The organism is Deltaproteobacteria bacterium, assembly GCA_035063765.1.
GTDB lineage: Bacteria > Myxococcota_A > UBA9160 > UBA9160 > PR03 > CAADGG01.
Map to the genome: position 1 here is coordinate 60,668 of JAPSFT010000018.1, position 18,894 is coordinate 79,561.

Genomic DNA, 18,894 nt, shown 5'->3' on the forward strand with positions numbered 1-18,894 from the left:
CGGCGGGGCCGGGAGCAGCGCCTTGCGCTACAAGGTCGTCGAGTGCAGCTCGCCCACGGACGAGGAGCTCGAGCGCATCCTGAACGAGTGGGCCGCCCAGGGCTGGCGCTTCGAGGGCTACCACTTCGCGATGCGCGAGTCCTCCAAGCGGCCGGCGATGGCCTTCGTCACCTTCTCGCGAGACGACGAGGGCGGCGGCTGACGCGCTGCCGGAGCCGGCTCACAGGCGGGGCAGCACGTCGCCCGCGAGCCGCTCGAGCGAGGCGCGCCGCTCGCGCTCGTCGCTGCGCGCGGCGCCGCGTACCACGAGGAGATCGACCCCCAGCCGCTCGCGATAGCGGGCGATGGTGTCGGCCACCTCGGCGGCCTCCCCGACGATCGTGCGCTCCGCCGCGGACCCGGAGGCCGCGCCGGCGAGGACGCCCGTGCTGCGCGCAGCGAGCGCGGCGAACTCCGCATCGGCGGCCTCCCGCACCCGGCGCGCCTCGGCGCCGTCGGCGGCGACGTGGACGGTCCGCATCACCGCGACGGGCGGCACCGGCGCTCCCGGCGGCAGCAGCTCCGTGTGGCGGGCGTAGTTGCGCTCGAGCGCGGCCAGGCTCTCGAGCGGGGAGGCCAGGTAGGGAAGCCCGCGGCGGGCCGCCTGCGCGAGACCCTTCGGGCCGAAGGCGGCGACGAAGAGCGGCGGGTGCGGGCGCTGCAGGGGGCGCGGCGCGCCGTCGCCCGCGTCGCGCCAGGCGTGCAGGATCGTGTCGAGGGCGTCCTCGAAGCGGTCGCGCTTGGTGCGCGGCTCGACGCCGAAGGCCCGCAGCATCGCCGGCTCGAAGCCGCGGCCGAGCCCGAGCACGACGCGGCCCCCCGAGAGCTGGTCGAGCGCTGCCACCTCGGCAGCGACCCGGAGCGGGTCGTGGATCGAGAGCAGGAGCGAGGTGGTGGCGAGCCGGATCCGCCCGGTGTGCATGGCGAAGGCCGCGAGCCCGAGCAGCGGGGAGGCCGGCGCGCCGCGGCGCAGATGGCCCTCGGGCAACCAGAGCGAATCGAGTCCCACCCGGTCGGCCCACGCCGCGAGCGCGCACGCTCGCGCCCAGCCGCGCGCATCGGCGGGGCCGCCGAGCGCGAGGCCGAGCGCGAGCGGAGGTCGCACCCGCGGCCTAACGCGACACCGCGCCGGTCATGTAGGGGAAGACGATCGACAGCGGGTCGACGCGGCTCTCGAGGGAGCGCGCCACGCCCGAGAGCAGCCCCAGGGTGCGCGCCAACAGCACCACGTGGCTCGGCACCCGGACCAGCGGGTCGTCGCGCATCTGCTCGACCAGTCGCTCGCCGATCCGCTCCATGGCCTCCGGCCCGAGCGAGCCCGACGCCGACAGCTCGCGCAGCATCTCGAGGCCGACGCGCGCAAGCGTCGCCAGGGAGGCGAGCGAGCCGTCGCGCGTCACGAAGCCCAGATCGTCGAGGGACCAGGCGATGGCGTCGGGATCGCGTTGCAGGACGGCGGCCAGCAGCACCAGCAGGTCCTCGCGGAACGAGCCCGGCAGCTCCTTGGCGAGGCCGAAGTCGAGCAGCACGAGACGCGCGCCACCGGCACCGTCGGGTTCGACCAGCAGGTTGCCCGGGTGGGGATCGGCCTGGAAGAAGCCGTCCACCAGCACCTGCCGGCACCAGGCCTCGACGAGCGTACGCACCACCGCATCGGGGTCGATCCCGGCGGCGGTGAGCGCCAGCCGGTCGGTGACCTTCACGCCGTCCACGTACTCCATCACCAGCACGCGCCCGGTGGTCCACTCGGGATGGATGCGCGGCACACGCACGTCGCGGCAGCCGGCGAAGAGCGCTGCCACCCGCTCTGCGTTGCGCGCCTCGGTCAGGAAGTCGAGCTCGGCCGGCAGGTAGCGGCCCAGCTCGTCGACGATCGGCATCAGGTCGAGGTCGCGCTCCAGCCAGCCGATCGCCCGGAACAGCGCGCGCAGGTTCGAGAGGTCGCTGCGGACCAGGTCGGCGATCTCGGGATACTGCACCTTCACCGCGACCCGCGTGCCGTCGTGGAGCACCGCCTCGTGCACCTGCGCGAGCGAGGCCGACGCCACCGGCTGTGGCGAGAAGCGCCGGAAGACGGACTCGAGCGGGTGGCCGAGCTCGTGCTCGACCACGCGCCGGATCACGGGCAGCGAACGCGGCGGCACCCGGTCCTGCAGGCGCGCGAGCACCTCGACCCACTCGCGCGGGAGCAGGTCGGCGCGCGCGCCGAGGTACTGGCAGCCCTTCAGCACCAGGCCGCGCAGGTCCACGGCGGTCTGGTAGACGCTCTCGGCGCTGTCGCGGTGGAAGCGCCGCCAGCGCTGGCGCATCTGCTCGCGCGGCAGGCCCCGGGCGAGCACCTGGTTCGTCTTGATGCCGAGGTACACGCGCCCGACCGTGACCCCGAGCCGGCGCGCCCGCTCGATGCGTTCCACCGCTCCGAGGGTTGCCGCCGCGCCCGGCTTCGCCATGCGACGAGGCTACCAGAGCTCGGGAGGCGCGGAGGGGCAGGACCAGGCGCCGGCCATCGCCTCGTCCTCCGCCTCGCCCGGCGCCGGCGCGTCCTCGTCGAGCTCTTCGTCTTCGTAGGGCGGGTTGTAGGCGCACTGCACCCAGCGCGGAGCAGGGAACTCGAGCAGGTAGCTGGTGCCGAAGGCCTGGTAGGTGAAGCTCGTGCCGTTGCCGAACAGGCCGAAGCCGAGCCGGGGCCTCGGCACCGCCTCGAGGTCCTTGCTCGCGACGAGCGCCTCGAGCGTCTCGGGATAGATCTGCTCGCGCTCGTAGTAGCGGGCCAGGGCGTCGATCACGCGCTGGGCCTGGACCTCGCGGTTGCGCGTGTAGTCGACGCGCGCCCAGGCCTGTCCGACCAGCAGGGGGAGGCCGAGCAGGACGGCGGCCGTCCCGAGGATGCGGGCCCGCCCGAGGAGCCGATCCGACCCGCCCGCGACCGGTCCCGGCCGCGCCAGCCCCCGGGATCCCGGCCGGGCCCGCGCAGCGGTCGCCAGCGCCAGCGCGCACAGGACCGTCGCCACCAGGAAGCCCCGTCCTCCGGACCGGAAGGGAAGGAAACCCTGTCCGCCGAGGGCGAGCCAGGCGGCCGGCAGGGCGAGCCCGAGCGCGAGCGCCAGGATGCCGAGCGGCACCTCGAGGCCGAGCGCGCCCCGGCCGCGCCGCAGCAGGGCGAGCCCGCCGAGCCCGAGCGCGGTGCCGGCGAGCAGCGAGGCCACGATCGTGCCGACCACCTCGAGGCCGAAGACCTGCACCACGGGCCACGGCGAGAGCGCGAAGGGCAGCCGCTCGTTCGTACCCGTGACGCCGCGCTCGATCGCGACCACGCCGAGCGCGATCGGCAGGAAGGTGGCGAGGCGCAGCGGCCACGACAGCCGCAGCCAGCTCGCCGCGAGCCACGGCGAGGTCAGCGCGACGCCGGCGACGGCGGAGATCGCGAGCAGGGAGGCCGACATCCGCCAGTGGAACAGCGTCCAGGCCACGCGGGCGATCTCCGAGCCGAACGCGTAGAGCAGGAAGGCGGCGGCGGCGATCGCCGAGGTCGTCGCGGCGGCGCGGACCAGCGCCGAGCGCGTCGTGGCCCAGCAGGCCGCCAGGAGCAGCAGGGCGGGTGTCCCGAACGCGAGCAAGCCCTTCCACCGCTCGGTGACCAGCGACTCGAGCGGCGTGCCGAGCAGGGCGCGCGTCACGAAGCCGGTCGGGGAGTACCACTCGGCACCGAGCTCCGGCCGCGGCCCGAGCCCGTGGTGGATGAGCGCCGTCCACCCGAGCGAGGCGAGCAGCAGGGCGAAGCCGGCCGCGCGCCGCGCCAGCGCCGGCCTCGCCCGCCCCGGCGCGCTCATGGCCCTTCCTCGTCGTCGGCGATCGCGATGCGCAGCGAGTGCCGGCGTGCCGTTTCCCCGGCGTCGTCGGGAGCGGCGCCCTTGCGCGGGACGAAGCGGATCCGTGCCGTCACCTCGACGGCGTGGCCGCGCAGCAGCCGCTCGGCCAGGGAGGGCAGGTCGATCCCGTCGAGGGTGCGCCCGATCTCGCCCGCCACGCGGTCGATCAGCTCGCGGCGCGTCCGCTCGCTCTGGGCGGCAGCGAAGTCCACCCAGTCCCGCGGAAGCGTCTCGCCGAGCGCCTTGCGCACCACCTCCTCGGTCAGGAACAGGCCCGAGAAGCCGAGGCCGACCACCCGCCGCAGCAGGTCGGGCACGCGCCCCGCGGCCTCGGGGCGGGGTGAGCCTGCCTCGGCGTCCTCCGCCGGGCGCGGTGCGTTCGGGCGCCGCCCCGTTCCTTTCCCTCGCGGAGCGCTCATCGAGTAGACTGCCTCCTGGATGGGATCCCGGTCCGGTCGCCGGAGGATCCTCGCCGTCGACCGTCAGACTCCGATCGCTGGACTCCGATCGCCGGGGCCGGCTCGAGGAACCATGACTCGCGAGACGTCCCCCGCGACCCTGAGCACGACGACGCGCGTCCGCGACATCATGCAGACGAAGATCGTCACGATCGGTGTGACGGAACGCCTGTCGACGGTCGAGGATATCATGACGCTCGGACGGGTGCGCCACATGCCCGTGGTGCACGGCGGCCGGCTGGTCGGGGTGCTCTCGCAGCGCGATCTGCTCCGGACCTCGCTCTCCGAGCTCGGCTCCTACGGCAGCGAGGCCCGGCGCGCCTTCCTGCACGCGATCGAGATCGAGGGGGTGATGTCGGCCCCGCCGATCGTGATCGACCCGGATGCCTCGGTCCAGCTCGCGGCGCGGCTGATGGCGGACCACAAGGTGGGCTGCCTGCCGGTCGTCGACGGCGAGGAGCTCGTGGGGCTCGTCACCGAGACCGACGTGCTCTGCTGGGTCGCGGGCGTGTCGCCCGACCCGGCCGGAAGCTGAGGTCGTCAGCGGCCCCAGGCGGGCCAGCGCTCGAGCACGTGACGTGCGGTGCGGTCGGCGAGCGCGGCGGTCGTGATCTGCGGCGGCGCGCCGAGCGAGGTCGGGAACACGCTCATGTCGGCCACGAAGAGGCCCGGGAGCTCGTGGCACTCGCCCCAGGCGTTCACGACCGAGCGGCGCGGATCGCCGCCCATCCGGCAGCTCGACTGCGGATGGGTCGAGGCGATCGGGATCGTGCCGGCCGCGGCGCCGCGGCGCGTGATCGCCCGAAGGTCGTCCCCCGGGCGCACCACCAGCGGCTCGTCCAGGTAGGGCACCAGGACCTCGCGCGCGCCGGCGGCGAGCAGCAGCTCGCAGCAGTGGACGAGGCCCTCGGCGAGCTGGCGCTCGTCGTCGCGCTCGAGCGTGTAGCGAAGGCGCGGCCGCGCGAGCGAGGGCCCCGACTCGACGCTGCCCTCGCTGCGGTCGTGGAGCATCACCAGCAGGCCGGCGGTGTGCGCGAACTGCCGCATCCAGCGGAAGTGGTCGCGGCCGAAGCCCGGAAGCTGCGTGCCCTCGAGGGCCGGAAAGCCCGTGATCGGCATCAGCACGTAGCCCTGGTGGGGGTCGCGCTCGAGGTCGATGAACTCGTCGACGTACCAGCTCTGGGGGATGCCGCGATAGGCGTGGATCGGCTCCTCGAAGAAGCCCGCGACCATCACCGAGGGGTGCAGGTGCAGGCCGCGCCCGACCCAGCCGCTGCGGTTCGCCAGGCGGCTGCGCAGCAGCAGATCGGGCGTCGCCACCGCGCCCGCCGCGAGCACCACGACCGGCGCCTCGACGGTGATCCGGGGACCCGGCCCGCTGGCGCCGGCGGCCCGCGCGTGGACCCGGCGCACGCGCCCGCCGGCCGCCTCGATCCGTTCCACCTGGGCGTCGGACCAGATGCGCGCGCCCGCCGCGTCTGCGCGCGGGACGTAGGTGACCAGCATCGAGCGCTTCGCGTCGTAGCTGCAGCCGAGGATGCAGTAGCCGGACTGCACGCAATTCTCGCGGTTGTGACGCGTGACGAAGCCGGACCAGCCGAGCGCCTGCGTGCCCCGCCGGATGATCCGGTTCAGCGCGTTCACCTCGTCCTCGCGGATCTGCTTGACCTGGAGGCCGGCCTCGACGCGCCCGAAGGAGGGCTCGAGCGCGGCCGGCGTGAGCTCCGGCAGCCCGTGCTCGTCGCGCCAGAGGGCGAGGATCGGATCCGGCGTGCGGAAGCAGTAGCAGAGGTTGTGCACGGTCGAGCCGCCGATGCAGCGGCCCTGGAGGACCGTGATCGCGCCGTCCGCGGTCTGGCGCATCCCGGCTTCCTCGAAGAGCCGCGGCAGCATCTCGTCCTCGCGCTGGGTGAAGTCCTGCTTCGTCCAGTGCGGACCCGCTTCGAGCACGACGACGTCGCGGCCGCCTGCCGAGAGCTCCGCGGCCGCTACCGCCCCGCCGGCACCGGAGCCGATCACGCAGACCTCGGCGCGCAGCGCGAGGTCGGCGCCGAGCGAGCGGGCCGAGCGGATCACGACGCTACCGCCCCGCGCCCGATCAGGGGCCCGCGGTAGCCGATCAGCGGCCAGGTCGCGTCCTGGCTCCAGTAGCCGAGCAGGGCGAGGTTGCGCAGCGCCAGGAAGGCGAGCCGGCGCAGGCCGATGCGGCTCTGCATCCAGCCCGCGAGGTGCGCGTCGCGGCCGGCCTCGTCGAGGCTGCTGAAGCGCGCGAGCCGGCCGTCGAAGAGGAGGGGACCCCACTCGACGAGGCGCACCAGGGCCGGGAGCGGAGCCGTCAGCGCCGGGTCGAGCGCGCGGCACAGCCGATCGATGGTGTCGATCGCGCCGGTGTCGCGCACCGCGGGCGCGCCCGGCTCGCCGGTGTCCACCATGCGCTCGACGATCCGGGTCAGGATCTCGCGCTCGCGGGCGGCGAAGAAGGGCGCGCCACCGGTCGGGGCCTCGCCTGCCGCGTCCGCAGGCAGCGCGCGGAGCTGCGCGAGGCCGGCGAGTGCACCCGTCCCGCCGGCCAGGCGCAGGAAACCGCGGCGGGTCGCGCGCAGGCCGCTGCTGCCGCTCATCCCGCCGCCTCCGTGCGCGCCAGCCAGGCACGCAGGGCGGCCGGCAGCTCGTGGCGCGCGGCGTCGGCGGGCGCGTGCGCGCGGTAGTCCACCGAGTTGTAGGTGTTCCAGAACAGCGCTGGCGCCCGCAGCCGCCCGTCGCGGAGGCGGTCGATCAGCTCCGCCAGACATTTTGCCGTGTAGGTCGTCTCGAGCGCGAGCCCGGCATCGCGGGCGATCGCAGCCGCGGCGCGACCGGCCTCGGTGGGGGAGCCGTAGCCGGCACCGAGCTGCGCGCGCGTGATCTCGAAGGAACCCGCGTCGAGCCGGACCTCGGGCAGCGAGGGGTCGAGCCGGCGCAGGCGGGCGAGGCTCGCGCGGGCGAGGGCGCGTACGCGGCGTGCCCCCGGCGGCAGGATGTCGGTCACCAGCACGCCGACCACGCGGGTCGGCAACCCGGCGAGTGCGAGCCCGAGCGCCAGCCCCGAGACCGTGCCGCCGGTCCCGAGCGGCGCGTAGATCTCGGCGGGGGCCGGCAGCACGCCGGCCGCGACCTGCTCGGCCAGCTCGAAGGCTGCCGACACGTAGCCGACGTCGCCGAGGGCCGAGGAGCCGCCGGCCGGGATCAGGAGCGGGCGTTCACCCGCCGCCCTCGAGCGCGCGAGCGCCCACGACACCCGGGCCGCCGCTCCGGGAACGCTCCGGGCGAAGCGGATCTCGGCGCCGAAGGCGAGCAGGTCGGCGAGCTGCCGCCGGACGTGTTCGCTCGGCGGCTGGGGCACGCACACGACGGTCGTGGCCAGGCCGAGCGAGCGGCCGAGGATCGTCGTCGCGAGCCCGTGATTGGTCCCGATGCCGCCGGTCGTGACGAGCCGCCGGGTCCGGCGCGCGAGCGCCGCGCCGAGCAGGAACTCGAGCTTGCGCGGCTTGTTCCCGCCGTAGAGGGGGCAGGAGCGGTCGTCGCGCTTGACGAAGCAGGCGCCGGCCGGGGCGCCGGGCAGCGCCAGGGGCTCGACGGGCGTCGGAGCGTTCACGAAGCGGGCGCGGGGCAGGGCGCGGAGGGCGGGGTGCCGGCGGAGCAGGGCCGGCTCCCATCCGGTGCCCGCGGTGCCCGCGGTGCCCGCGGTGCTCGCGGTGTCCGCGGTGGCCGCACCCGCACCGGGCGGGGTTGCGGCGGCCGCCTGGCGGGAGCAGGGCGCACCCATGTCCTCCGTGTCGCACTTCGACCAGGTGCGCGCAAGGAGTGGTGGATCGGCCGTGACTCCGATTGACTTCTTCCCCGCGGGTTTCGTACCCTCGCGACCGATCCACCCCGCGGGAGGGACCATGGCCGTCGTCGAGTCCGTACCCGACGTCCCGGGCCGGCGCCGCCGGCTGCGCCTGCGCCATCCGGCGACGCTGGACGAGATCGGCGAGATCGAGATCCACACCGCCGACGACGTGCGCGCGGCCGTCGAGTCGGCGCGCAAGGCGCAGCCGCACTGGGCCGAAGCGAGCTTCGAGGAGCGCGGCCGCGTGCTGCGCCGCGCGGTGCAGGTCCTGCTCCAGCGACAGGACGAGTTCGTCGCGACGATCGCGCGCGAGACCGGCAAGCCCGAGTTCGAGGCGCTCTCGGCGGAGCTCCTCGCCGGCTGCGACGCGCTCGAGTTCTGGGCCAAGCGCGCGCGCAAGGTGCTCGCCGACCGCACCGTACCGCTGCACCTGATGAAGTCGAAGAAGCTGCGGCTCGTGCACAAGCCGCTCGGCGTGGTCGGGATCGTCACGCCCTGGAACTTCCCGTTCCTCCTGGCGCTCAACCCGACGGCGCAGGCGCTGATGGCGGGCAACGCCGTCGTGCTCAAGCCCTCCGAGGTGACGCCGCACGCGGGCCACCTCGTCGAGGAGCTGTTCCGCGCCGCCGGCCTGCCCGAAGGGCTCGTGCAGTGCGTGACCGGGGACGGCACGACCGGTGCGGCGCTGGTCGAAGCGGGCGTCGACAAGATCAGCTTCACCGGCAGCGTGCGAACCGGGCGCAAGGTGGCCGAGGCCTGTGGCCGCCAGCTCGTCCCGTGCACGCTCGAGCTCGGCGGCAAGGACCCGATGGTGGTGTGCGCCGACGCCGATCTCGAGCGCGCCGCGGCCGGCGCCGTGTACGGCGCCTTCGCCAACGCGGGGCAGGTGTGCGTATCGACCGAACGCGTCTACGTGGTCGACGAGGTGGCGGACGAGTTCGTGCGGCGCGTGGTGGAGCTCACCGGGCGCCTGCGCCAGGGTACCGGCGGCGAGACCGACGTCGGCCCGATGATCTGGCCCCCGCAGCTCGAGGTGGTCGAGCGCCACGTCGAGGACGCGCGCCGGCGGGGCGCGCGCGTGCGCACCGGCGGCCGCCGCAACCCGAGCTACCCGGGCCTCTTCTACGAGCCGACCGTGCTCACCGAGGTCGACCACGACATGCTCGTGATGCGCGAGGAGAGCTTCGGGCCGCTGATGCCGGTGATGCGGGTGCGCGACGAGGCAGACGCGCTGCGCCTGGCCAACGACAGCGCCTACGGGCTCAACGCCAACGTCTGGACGCGCGACAAGCGGCGGGGTGTCGAGCTGGCCCGGCAGATCCAGTCCGGTTGCGCGGTGGTCAACGACTGCATGATCACCTACGGGATCCCGGAGTCACCCTTCGGCGGCGTCCGGGAGAGCGGCCTCGGGCGGGTCAACGGCGAGCTCGGGCTCAAGGGCTACTGCTCGGTGCAGTCGATCGTGGTCGATCGCTTCGGCTCGAAGTCCGAGCCGATCTGGTTCCCCTACGACGCCCGCAAGACGCGCAGGCTACGGCGGGCGATGCGACTCTTGTGGGGTACACCGCTCGGGCGCTGGCTGTCGTGAGGCGGTCCGGCGGATCGTTCGTGAGCAGACACGCGGGGGTGTCGAGATGATCGAGACGGTGCTGATCGCGACGGACGGGTCCGAGGCGGGGGCGGGAGCCGAGCGCTACGGCGTGGCGCTGGCCGCGCGCCTCGGCGCGCGGGTGGCCGCGGTGTCGGTGGTGGAGGAGCGCATGGCGCGCGGCCTGCGGGCCGAGGGCCTGGGCGTGCCGCCGCCGCCGCTCGAGGCGCTCGAGGCGTTCCTGTCCGCCCGTGCCGAGGCGGCCTGCCGGCGCGTCGCCGCGGCGGCGCGCGAGAAGAGCGTCGAGTGCAGCACCGAGACGACCCGCGGCGTGGCCGACGACGTGATCGTCGAGCGCGGCAAGCAGGCCGACCTGCTGGTGCTCGGCCGCGACGGGGAGCACGCCGGCTTCCGTACCGCGCTGATCGGCTCGACGGTGGACGGCGTCCTGCGCAAGACCTCGAAGCCCGCCGTGGTGGTGCCGGCCGGCGCCGAGCTCGTAGGGCCGGTGCTCCTCGCCTTCGACGGATCGCCGGGCTCGCGGATCGCGGCGCGCCTCGCGGTCGAGATCGCCGGCAAGCTCGGCGAGTCGATCCACGTCTTCGTGGACTCGAAGGACAAGGGCCGCTCGGCGGCGCGCTTCGACGAGGTGCGCCGGCTGCTCGGCGCGCCCAACGTCGGGGTGCGCGAGGCCGCCTCGACGCTCGGCCGGCCCGACGCCAAGATCGTGGACGCCGCGCGCGAGGCCGGCGCCGGCATGATCGTGATGGGCGCCTTCGGCCGCAGCCGCATCCACGAGTACTTCCTCGGCAGCAACTCGGCTGCCGTGGTGCGCAGCTCGCCGATCGCGGTACTGCTGGCGCGCTGAGCCGCGGTGCCGCGAGTCCGCTCGGTCTCGCTCGCCGAGCTCGGGGCCGCACTCGGGCGCGAGGTGGAGGGCGACGGCCGCTTCGTCGTGCGCGGGGTGGCACCGCTCGCCGGCGCGGGCCCGGAGGACCTGAGCTTCGCGCGCTCGGCAAGCTACGCGCGCGCGCTCGCCGCGAGCGGCGCAGGCGCCGTGATCCTGCCGCCCGGGCTCGACGCCGGCGGCCGGCCGGCGCTGCGCTCGCCGCGCCCGGACCTCGACTTCGCCCGCGCCGTCTCGCTGCTCGCGGCGGTCGAGCGTCCGGAGCCCGGCGTCCATCCACGGGCGGTGGTGGCGTCCGACGCCCGGATCGACCCGAGCGCCCACGTGGCCGCCCTGGCGGTGGTGGGCGCGCGCGCGGTGGTGGGGCCGCGCAGCGTGGTACACCCGCACGCGGTGCTCTATCCCGACGTCCGGGTCGGCTCGGACTGCGTGCTCCACGCCGGCTGCGTGCTGCGCGAGGAAGTCGAGGTCGGCGACCGCGTGGTGCTGCACCCGGGCGTGGTGCTGGGCGGCGACGGCTTCGGCTACGCGCTCGACGAGACGGGCCGCCCGGTGAAGGTCCCCCAGGTGGGCCGGGTGGTGCTCGAGGACGACGTGGAGGTCGGCGCCAACGCCACCATCGACCGGGCAACGCTCGGAGAGACGCGCGTGCGCCGCAACGCCAAGATCGACAACCTGGTGGTGGTGTCGCACAACTGCGACGTCGGAGAGGACGTGCTGCTAGCGGCGCAGAGCGGCCTCGCAGGCTCGACCACGGTCGGCCGCGGCGCGATCCTGATGGGGCAGACGGCGAGCGCGGGCCACCTGCGGATCGGCGCCGCCTCGTTCCTGGGCGCCCGCGCAGCACTCCACCGGGACCTCCCGCCGGGCTCGCGCGTGTGGGGCGCGCCGGCCCTCGAGGAGCGCCGCTGGCACAAGAGCGTGGCGGCCTTCGCGCGGCTTCCCGAGATGCTGCGCCGGTTGCGCGCCGTCGAGCGCCGGCTCGGGCTGCGCGGCGGCGACGAAGGGGGGGCGGATGAGCGATGAGCTGCCGCTCGCGCTGCTGATCGCCCGGGCACGCGAGGCCACGGGTGCGCGCGAGCTTGCGCGCCTGCTGCGCGCCCTCGAGGGGGATCCGCGCGCGGGTGCGGGCGCGCTCGCCCGCCGCGTCGAACGGCGGCTCGCCGAGGCGCGCGCGGAGCGCGCGCGCGTGGGGCGGCTCTTCGCCCTGCGCCGGCAGCTGCGGCGCGCGGGGGCGCAGCACGTGGCCGGCGTCGACGAGGTGGGGATGGGCCCCCTGGCGGGACCGGTGGTGGCCGCCGCGGTGATCCTGCCCGACCGCGTCGAGCTGCCCGGACTCGACGACTCGAAGCGCGTGCCGCGGCCCGTGCGCGAGCGGCTCGCGGAGGCGATTCGCGCGCAGGCCGTCGCGCTGGCGGTCGGGGAGGTGGAGCCGGCCGAGCTCGATCGCCTCAACGTCTATCGCGCCGGGCTCGAGGCGATGCGCCGTGCCGTCGTCGCGCTGGCGCCTGCCGCGGACCACCTGCTCGTGGACGCCCGCACCGTTCCCGGCACAGGCTGTCACCAGACGCGGCTCGTCCAGGGCGACTCCCGGGACGGCTCGATCGCCGCGGCGTCGATCGTCGCCAAGGTCCACCGCGATGCGATCATGCGCCGGCTCGAGGACCAGCACCCCGGCTACGGCTTTGCCCGCCACATGGGCTATGCCACCCGCGAGCACCTGGCCGCGCTGCGCCGGCTCGGTCCGTGCCCGGCGCATCGCCGCTCGTTCCAGCCCTGCGCGCAGCCGACCCTGCTCTGAGCCGTGCCGCGGATCCGCGTCGAGCCCGGGGACTTCGTCGTCGACGAGCTGCCGCTCTACGGGCCGGTCGGGACCGGCGGGCACACCTTCGTGCGCATCGAGAAGCGGGGCCGCGATACCGAGGAGGTGGCGCGTGCGCTCGCGCGCGCGGCGGGTGCCGCGCCGCGCGACATCGGCTACGCGGGCCGCAAGGACCGCCATGGCCTGACCCGCCAGTGGCTCTCGGTCCCGGGGCTCGACCCCGACCGCGCCCTCGCGCTCGAGCTGCCGGGCGTCCGTGTCCTCGAGGCCGCCCGCCATCCGCACAAGCTGCGCACCGGCCAGCTGCGCGGGAACGCCTTCGCGATCGTGGTGCGCGAGGTCGACGCCGGCCTCGCTGCGCGGGCGCAGGAGCGGCTCGCGGAGCTGCTGCGCACGGGCCTGCCGAACCGCTTCGGTGCGCAGCGTTTCGGACGCCAGGCGGACAACGCAGAACGAGGCCGCGCGGTGCTGGCGGGCGAGCTCCGGCTGCGCGATCGGCGCGTCGCGCGCTTCCTGGTGTCGGCTCTGCAGGCGGCCGTCTTCAACGAGGCCCTGGCGCGGCGCACCGCGTCGCTCGCTGCCGTCGAGCCCGGCGACGTGGCCCAGGTGGTCGCCTCGGGTGGGCTCTTCCTCGTCGAGGATCTCGCGCGCGAGGGTCCGCGCGCCGCACGTTTCGAGATCAGCGCGACGGGTCCGATCTTCGGCGCCGGGGATCGTGCGCCAGCGCCCGCCGGCGCCCCCGCCGCCCGCGAGCGCGCAGCGCTCGAGGTGTGGGGTGTCGACGCGGAGTGGCTCCGGCACCCGCCGCCCGGGCTGCGCCTGCGCGGCGCGCGCCGGCCGCTGCGCGTGCCGGTCGGGGACGCGGCCAGCGAGCACGCGGACGGCACGCTCCGGCTCCGCTTCACGCTGCCCGCCGGCAGCTATGCCACCGTGCTCCTCGAGGAGCTGCTCGGCAGCTTCGAGGACGCGCGCGGCTGCGCTGACGGGGACCCGGCGGCTGGGTACACTCGTCCCTCCGAGCCGTCTCGCCGCGCCTCCGGCGATCCGGGGCACGGCGGCGCGGACGCTACGGCGCAGCGCGCCCTCCCCCGGAGGAATCCCCACGTGAAGATCGCCGCCGACATGACCGAGCTGATCGGCAACACGCCGCTCGTGAGGCTCAACCGCGTCACCCGCGGCGCTCACGCCACCGTCGTCGCGAAGCTGGAGAGCCAGAACCCGGCCGCCAGCGTGAAGGACCGCATCGGGCTCTCCATGATCGAGGCGGCCGAGCGCGCCGGGCGGATCGCCGCCGGCAAGACCGTGATCGTCGAGCCCACCAGCGGCAACACCGGCATCGCGCTGGCGCTGGTGGCAGCGGTGAAGGGCTACCGCTGCGTGCTGGTGATGCCCGAGACGATGAGCCCGGAGCGGCGCGTCGTCCTGCGCGCGCTCGGCGCGAAGCTGGTGCTCACCGAGGGGCCGAAGGGCATGCGCGGCGCGATCGACAAGGCCAAGGAGCTGCTGGCGAGGATCCCCGACTCGTTCATGCCGCAGCAGTTCGAGAACCCGGCCAACCCCGACGTGCACCGCCGCACCACCGCCGAGGAGCTCTGGCGCGACACCGATGGCAAGATCGACGCCCTGATCTCGGGCGTCGGCACGGGCGGCACGATCACCGGCGTCGCGCAGACGATCAAGGCGCGCCGTCCCTCGTTCCAGGCGATCGCCGTCGAGCCCACCACGAGCGCCGTCCTCTCGGGAGGCCCTCCCGGACCGCACAAGATCCAGGGCCTCGGCGCGGGCTTCGTCCCCGAGGTGCTCGACACGAAGCTGCTCGATGGCGTGATCCAGGTCGACAACGAGCCGGCCTTCGTGATGGCGCGCCGGCTCGCCGCCGAGGAGGGGATCCTGTGCGGGATCTCCTCGGGTGCCAACGTCCATGCCGCGGTCGAGTACGCGAAGCGGCCCGAGAACGAGGGCAAGCTCGTGGTGGTGATCGTTCCGGACTTCGGCGAGCGCTACCTCAACACCGACCTGTTCGCGCCCTTCCGCTACGAAGGGAGCGACGACGTCTGAGAGCGGCTCCACGACCGCGGGGCCGGGCGGGCCGCTGGTGCTGGCGCATCGGGGGCGCATCCCCCGGATCGACCCGAGCGCCTGGCTCGCGCCCGGCGCGGTCGTGGTGGGCGACGTCGTGATCGGACCCGAGACCAGCGTCTGGTTCGGCAGCGTGGTGCGCGGCGACGTGCACCAGATCCGGATCGGGGCGCGCAGCAACCTGCAGGATCACTGCGTCGTGCACGTCACGAAGGAGCGCTTCCCGGCCTGGATCGGAGACGGGGTCACCGTCGGCCACCGGGCGACGGTCCACGGCTGCACGGTGCGTGACGGCGCGCTGGTGGGGATTGCCGCGGTGGTGCTGGACGGGGCCGAGGTGGGCGAGGAGGCGCTGGTCGGGGCGGGCGCCCTGGTACCACCGGGAGCCAAGATCCCGGCGCGCCACCTGGCGCACGGGGTGCCGGCCCGCGTCGTGCGCCCGCTCCGCGAGGAGGAGCTGCGCGAGCAGCGCGAACGGGCGCTCGAGTACGTCGAGACGGCGCGCGCCTACCCGAGGAGCGGGCGATGAGCGAGAGCGGCTCCGCCCGCCGTCCGGCTGCGCCGCCGCCGCGCCCGCGCCGTGCCGAGAAGCGGGCGCTCCAGCGCCAGCGGATCCTCGAGTCGGCGCGGCTGGTCTTCTTCCGCGACGGCTTCATGGCGGCGAACCTCGACGAGGTTGCGGAGCGGGCCGGTGTCGCCAAGGGGACCCTCTACCGCTATTTCGAGAACAAGGCGGAGCTCTACGTCGCCGTCCTGGCCGAGAACGCGGACGGCTTCGAGCGCAAGATGCGCGGCTGCATCGACGAGGCGCTCGCCCCGGCCGAACAGGTCCGGCGCCTGTCGCGCTTCTACTTCCAGCACTGGACCTCGCACCGCGAGTACTTCCAGATCTTCTGGGCGCTCGCCAACGAGCAGGTGATCGGGGAGCTGCCGCCCGCGGTCGTCACCGAGGTGAGCGGGCTGTGGGAGCAGTGCCTGCGCCTGCTCGCCGACGTGCTCGACCGCGGCGTGCGCGAGCGGGTCTTCGCGCCGCACGATTCCTGGGAGGTCGCGCACATCCTGTGGACGATGGCCAACGGCCTGATCGCGAGCGACCACGCGCAGGCGGCGCGCGACCTGCGCCGCCGGGGTCTCGAGACGGTCTTCGAGGACGCGATCGAGCTGGCCCTGCGCGGGCTCACCGTACCGGAGCGGGCGCGGCCCTAGGGCCGCTGGCGCAGGCCGGGCAGCGAGCGCGTCCAGATGCCCAGGCCGAGCGCCAGCAGGGCGGCGATCACCGCGTAGGGCAGCCGTCCGTGCAGCGCCTCGCGCGCGACGTCGGCGGCGAGCGCGCGCTCCGCGTCGGTGAGCGGCCCTTCGTGCGGCGGGAGCGCGCGGAACGCCTCGAGCAGCGCCGGGAGCGCGAGCAGCAGCGCGAAGAACAGGAGCAGCCCGAAGAAGTAGAGCAGCAGCAGCGTGAACTGGGGCCGGAAGGCCGGCGCCGCAGGGCGCGGCCGGTGCGGCGGCGGTCGCGGGCTGCCTTCCATCGCCGCTACGCTACGGGACCGTGTCCGCTCCCCGCCACCACCTCGTGATCGTCGACGCGGCCAACTGCCTGTACCGCGCCTTCTTCGCGATCCCGCCGCTGCGGACGGCCGACGGCACGCCGACCAACGCGGCCTACGGCTTCGTGAACATGGTCAACAAGGCCCTGCGCGAGGAGCAGCCGGACCACGTCGTCGTGGTCTTCGACGCACCCGGTGGAGCCCCGTTCCGCAGCGAGATCTACCCCGCCTACAAGGCGAACCGCGACGCCCAGCCCGAGGATCTCTCGGCGCAGCTTCCCGTGGTGCGCGAGCTGGTCGACGCCTACCGGCTGCCGGTGCTCGAGGTGACGGGGTTCGAGGCCGACGACGTGATCGCGACGCTCGTGGCCCGGCTGCCGCCGGACTGGCGCGCCACCATCCTGTCCACCGACAAGGACCTGATGCAGCTCGTGGGTGAGCGCGTGCAGCTCCTCGATACGATGAAGAACCGCCGCTACGGCCGCAGCGAGGTGGAGGAGCGCTTCGGCGTACCGCCCGAGCAGGTCCTCGACGTGCGGGCGCTGGTCGGGGACGCGAGCGACAACATCCCCGGCGTGAAGGGGATCGGCGACAAGGGGGCGGCGAAGCTGATCGCGGAGTGGGGCAGCCTCGAGAACCTGCTCGCCCACGCCGACGAGATCCCCCAGGCGCGCACCCGCAACGCGCTGCGCGAGCAGGCCGGGCAGGCGCGGCTCTCGAAACGGCTCGCGGCGCTCGAGCGCGACGTCGTGCTGCCCGTCCCGCTGGCCGCTCTCGCCCGCCGCGAGCCCGAGCGGGAGCGCCTGCACGCGTTGTTCCGGCGCCTCGAGTTCGGCCGCCTGCTCGCCGAGCTCGAGGCCGGCGACGCGGCCACGGCGGCGCCGCGGCCCGCCGCCTCGCCCGGGGAGGGGCGCGTGCCGGTCGCCTGCGAGGTGGTCCGTGACGAGGCCGCCCTCGACGCGCTGCTCGCGCGGCTCGCCGCAGGGCCGCGCGTGATCGCGGTCCCGGTCGGGGGCCCGGCGCTGCGCGAGCCGCTCGCCGGCATCGTCTTCGCAATCGACCCCCGCCATGCGGCCTACGTGCCCTTCGGCCACCGCTCGGTGCTCGAGGCTCCGGGTCTGCGCGCCGAGCAGGCTGCGGAGCGGATCGGGCGCCTGCTCGCCGAGAGGCCCTGGGGAGGGCGCAGCACCAAGACGCTGGCGTGCTGGCTCGGCGAGGCGGGCCAAGCGCCCCGCGCGCCGGTCTGCGACGTCGAGATCGCGGCCTTCCTGCTCGATCCGGCGGCGGCGCGCTCGACGCCGGCACTCGCCTCGCTCCATCTCGGCCGGCGCCTGCCCTCGTGGCAGGACCTGGCGGGCCGCGGCGCCCGCGCGACCGCGGCGGCCGATCTCGCCGTCGACGCCCTCGCCGCGTGGGCGGCCGAGGAGGTGTGCGCCGTCGCCGAGCTGCTGCCGATCCTCGAGGAGCGCCTCGCTGCCGACGGCCTGCGCGAGCTCTACGAGCAGGTGGAGATGCCGCTCGCGGCGGTGCTCGCGGGGATGGAGCGTGCAGGTGTGCGCGTCGACGAAGCGGTGCTCGCCTCGCTCTCGCGCGAGTACCAGGCGGAGCTCACGCGGATCGAGGCCGAGATCCACCGGCTCGCCGGCGGCCCGTTCCAGATCAGCTCGCCGCGCCAGCTCCAGGCGGTGCTCTTCGAGACGCTGAAGCTCCCCGTGGTGCGCAAGACCAAGACCGGATTCTCCACCGACGAGGCCGTGCTCGCGCAGCTCTCGACCCAGCATCCCCTGCCGGAGCGGATCCTCGCCTACCGGCGGCTCGCGAAGCTCAAGAGCACCTACGTCGACGCGCTGCCGCCGCTGGTCGACCCGAAGACCGGCCGGATCCACCCGACCTTCCACCAGACCGGCGCCGCGACGGGCCGGCTCTCGGCGTCGGATCCCAACGTGCAGAACATCCCGATCCGCAGCGAGGAGGGCGTGCGGATCCGCGAGGCCTTCGTCGCGCGCGAGGGCTGGCTCCTGGTGTCGGCGGACTACTCGCAGGTGGAGCTGCGCATCCTCGCGCACTTCTCCGGCGACGAGGAGCTGCTCGCCGCCTTCCGCAGCGGGGAGGACGTGCACCGGCGCACGGCGGCCGGCGTGCTCGGGATCGCGCCCGAGGCGGTGAGCGCGGAGCAGCGCGCGCGCGCGAAGGCGATCAACTTCGGGATCATCTACGGCTCGACCGCGTTCGGCATCGCCAACCAGCTCGGCATCGCGGCAGGCGACGCGCAGAAGACCATCGACGCGTACTTCGAGCGCTATCGCGGCGTGCGCCGCTTCCTCGACGAGACGGTCGAGCGGGCGCGCGAGCAGGGCTACGTGCGTACGCTGCTCGGGCGGCGCCGCTACCTGCCGGACCTCGGCTCCCGCAACCGCGTGTTGCGCAGCGCCGCCGAGCGGATGGCGGTCAACACCGTGATCCAGGGGACCGCGGCGGACCTGATCAAGAAGGCGATGGTCGCGGTGGACGCCGCGCTCGCCGGGGCCCGGCTGCCCGGCCGCATGATCCTGCAGGTGCACGACGAGCTGGTCTTCGAGGCGCCCCCGGAGGCGGCCGCGCCGGTCGGCCAGCTCGCCCGAGGGTGCATGGAGGCCGTCTTCACGCTGGCGGTCCCGCTGGTCGTCGAGGTGGGCTCGGGTCGCAACTGGCGGGAGGCCCACTAGCGATCGAGTGGC

General features: G+C 74.8%; 18 protein-coding genes and 1 pseudogene. 11 read left to right on the plus strand and 8 right to left on the minus strand.

Annotated features, from left to right (window positions below; genetic code table 11):
* Positions 1 to 22: 22 nt before the first annotated feature.
* Positions 23 to 202 (plus strand): DUF4177 domain-containing protein, encoded by a 180-nt coding sequence (locus OZ948_14165; protein MEB2345872.1) that lies wholly within the window; start codon positions 23 to 25, stop codon positions 200 to 202.
* An 18-nt stretch (positions 203 to 220) separates the two neighbouring features.
* On the opposite strand, the gene OZ948_14170 is transcribed toward OZ948_14165, so the two are convergent.
* Genes OZ948_14170 through OZ948_14185 form a run of 4 tightly spaced genes read right to left on the minus strand, consistent with a single transcriptional unit; the run spans position 221 to position 4,225 of the window.
* The gene (locus OZ948_14170) at positions 221 to 1,144 is read right to left on the minus strand and encodes an LLM class flavin-dependent oxidoreductase (GenBank protein MEB2345873.1); all 924 of its coding nucleotides are present in this window, start codon (positions 1,142 to 1,144) and stop codon (positions 221 to 223) included.
* A 7-nt stretch (positions 1,145 to 1,151) separates the two neighbouring features.
* The gene (locus OZ948_14175; protein MEB2345874.1) at positions 1,152 to 2,489 is read right to left on the minus strand and encodes an AarF/UbiB family protein; all 1,338 of its coding nucleotides are present in this window, start codon (positions 2,487 to 2,489) and stop codon (positions 1,152 to 1,154) included.
* 9 nt (positions 2,490 to 2,498) lie between these two features.
* Positions 2,499 to 3,869, minus strand: coding sequence for a hypothetical protein (locus OZ948_14180; GenBank protein MEB2345875.1), 1,371 nt, complete (start codon positions 3,867 to 3,869; stop codon positions 2,499 to 2,501).
* Complete coding sequence (locus tag OZ948_14185; protein ID MEB2345876.1) at positions 3,866 to 4,225, minus strand: hypothetical protein; 360 nt, start codon at positions 4,223 to 4,225, stop codon at positions 3,866 to 3,868. Before OZ948_14185 ends, OZ948_14180 begins: the two co-directional genes overlap by 4 nt.
* A 214-nt stretch (positions 4,226 to 4,439) precedes the next feature.
* Here OZ948_14185 and OZ948_14190 point away from each other — a divergent pair, with 214 nt between their 5' ends.
* A complete protein-coding gene (locus OZ948_14190) occupies positions 4,440 to 4,901 on the plus strand; it encodes a CBS domain-containing protein (protein MEB2345877.1) in 462 nt (153 codons plus the stop codon).
* Positions 4,902 to 4,906: 5 nt separating this feature from the next.
* On the opposite strand, the gene OZ948_14195 is transcribed toward OZ948_14190, so the two are convergent.
* The 3 genes from OZ948_14195 to OZ948_14205 are packed head-to-tail and all read right to left on the minus strand — an operon-like array spanning position 4,907 to position 8,171.
* Complete coding sequence (locus tag OZ948_14195) at positions 4,907 to 6,442, minus strand: GMC family oxidoreductase (GenBank protein MEB2345878.1); 1,536 nt, start codon at positions 6,440 to 6,442, stop codon at positions 4,907 to 4,909.
* Positions 6,439 to 6,987, minus strand: a complete 549-nt coding sequence (locus OZ948_14200; protein ID MEB2345879.1) for a hypothetical protein — start codon at positions 6,985 to 6,987, stop codon at positions 6,439 to 6,441. Before OZ948_14200 ends, OZ948_14195 begins: the two co-directional genes overlap by 4 nt.
* Entirely contained in the window at positions 6,984 to 8,171 is a 1,188-nt protein-coding gene (locus OZ948_14205; GenBank protein ID MEB2345880.1) for a pyridoxal-phosphate dependent enzyme, read from the minus strand. Before OZ948_14205 ends, OZ948_14200 begins: the two co-directional genes overlap by 4 nt.
* Positions 8,172 to 8,292: 121 nt before the next feature.
* Between OZ948_14205 and OZ948_14210 the strand changes: the two genes are divergently transcribed.
* From OZ948_14210 to OZ948_14245, 8 genes and pseudogenes are all read left to right on the plus strand, one after another.
* Positions 8,293 to 9,825, plus strand: coding sequence for an aldehyde dehydrogenase family protein (locus OZ948_14210; GenBank protein MEB2345881.1), 1,533 nt, complete (start codon positions 8,293 to 8,295; stop codon positions 9,823 to 9,825).
* Between the two features lie 46 nt (positions 9,826 to 9,871).
* On the plus strand, positions 9,872 to 10,693 hold the full coding sequence (locus OZ948_14215; protein ID MEB2345882.1) for a universal stress protein: 822 nt from the start codon (positions 9,872 to 9,874) through the stop codon (positions 10,691 to 10,693).
* A 6-nt stretch (positions 10,694 to 10,699) separates the two neighbouring features.
* Complete coding sequence (gene lpxD / locus OZ948_14220; GenBank protein ID MEB2345883.1) at positions 10,700 to 11,758, plus strand: UDP-3-O-(3-hydroxymyristoyl)glucosamine N-acyltransferase; 1,059 nt, start codon at positions 10,700 to 10,702, stop codon at positions 11,756 to 11,758.
* Positions 11,748 to 12,533, plus strand: coding sequence for a ribonuclease HII (locus tag OZ948_14225; GenBank protein ID MEB2345884.1), 786 nt, complete (start codon positions 11,748 to 11,750; stop codon positions 12,531 to 12,533). The genes lpxD and OZ948_14225 overlap by 11 nt, the downstream gene beginning before the upstream one ends.
* 3 nt (positions 12,534 to 12,536) lie before the next feature.
* Positions 12,537 to 13,490 (plus strand): annotated as a pseudogene (locus OZ948_14230) (tRNA pseudouridine(13) synthase TruD).
* Between the two features lie 168 nt (positions 13,491 to 13,658).
* Positions 13,659 to 14,612: a cysteine synthase A gene (cysK, locus tag OZ948_14235; GenBank protein MEB2345885.1), complete on the plus strand. Its 954-nt coding sequence runs from the start codon at positions 13,659 to 13,661 to the stop codon at positions 14,610 to 14,612.
* A gap of 37 nt (positions 14,613 to 14,649) precedes the next feature.
* Positions 14,650 to 15,162 carry a gamma carbonic anhydrase family protein gene (locus OZ948_14240; GenBank protein ID MEB2345886.1) on the plus strand — a complete coding sequence of 171 codons (513 nt, stop codon included), beginning with the start codon at positions 14,650 to 14,652 and terminating at the stop codon, positions 15,160 to 15,162.
* Positions 15,159 to 15,839 (plus strand): TetR/AcrR family transcriptional regulator, encoded by a 681-nt coding sequence (locus OZ948_14245; protein ID MEB2345887.1) that lies wholly within the window; start codon positions 15,159 to 15,161, stop codon positions 15,837 to 15,839. The genes OZ948_14240 and OZ948_14245 overlap by 4 nt, the downstream gene beginning before the upstream one ends.
* On the opposite strand, the gene OZ948_14250 is transcribed toward OZ948_14245, so the two are convergent.
* The gene (locus OZ948_14250) at positions 15,836 to 16,159 is read right to left on the minus strand and encodes a hypothetical protein (protein MEB2345888.1); all 324 of its coding nucleotides are present in this window, start codon (positions 16,157 to 16,159) and stop codon (positions 15,836 to 15,838) included. The genes OZ948_14245 and OZ948_14250 overlap by 4 nt on opposite strands.
* 20 nt (positions 16,160 to 16,179) lie before the next feature.
* Between OZ948_14250 and polA the strand changes: the two genes are divergently transcribed.
* Positions 16,180 to 18,882, plus strand: a complete 2,703-nt coding sequence (gene polA, locus OZ948_14255) for a DNA polymerase I (protein ID MEB2345889.1) — start codon at positions 16,180 to 16,182, stop codon at positions 18,880 to 18,882.
* Positions 18,883 to 18,894: the final 12 nt, after the last annotated feature.